We start from the raw sequence: 208 nt of genomic DNA, 5'->3' as shown, positions 1-208 counted from the left end.
AGTGATTGGCCTGTTCAATGGTAGTCACCCCAGCTAGCCTTAGTTCCGGTTTCAAGCAGCTCTGTACGGTCTGGTTAGCCCGCTCAATTCGGCCTTTAGCTTGGGAGACACTGGTGGTCACTAGGTTAACACCGAGGATTTGGCAGGCATAGCCGAATTGCGTTAAGACATCTTTATTTTCAGACTTGGTTTTAGCAGTTTCATAGTT

General features: G+C 47.6%; 1 pseudogene. It reads right to left on the bottom strand.

From position 1 onward, the window contains the following. Nucleotides 1-208 (bottom strand): annotated as a pseudogene (locus tag FC77_RS08130) (ISNCY family transposase); the annotation flags it as partial.

It is taken from the genome of Lactobacillus acetotolerans DSM 20749 = JCM 3825 (assembly GCF_001436775.1).
Lineage (GTDB): Bacteria > Bacillota > Bacilli > Lactobacillales > Lactobacillaceae > Lactobacillus > Lactobacillus acetotolerans.
The sequence above is the reverse complement of the archived record's forward strand: the minus strand, read 5'-3'. Positions and strand labels throughout refer to the sequence as shown.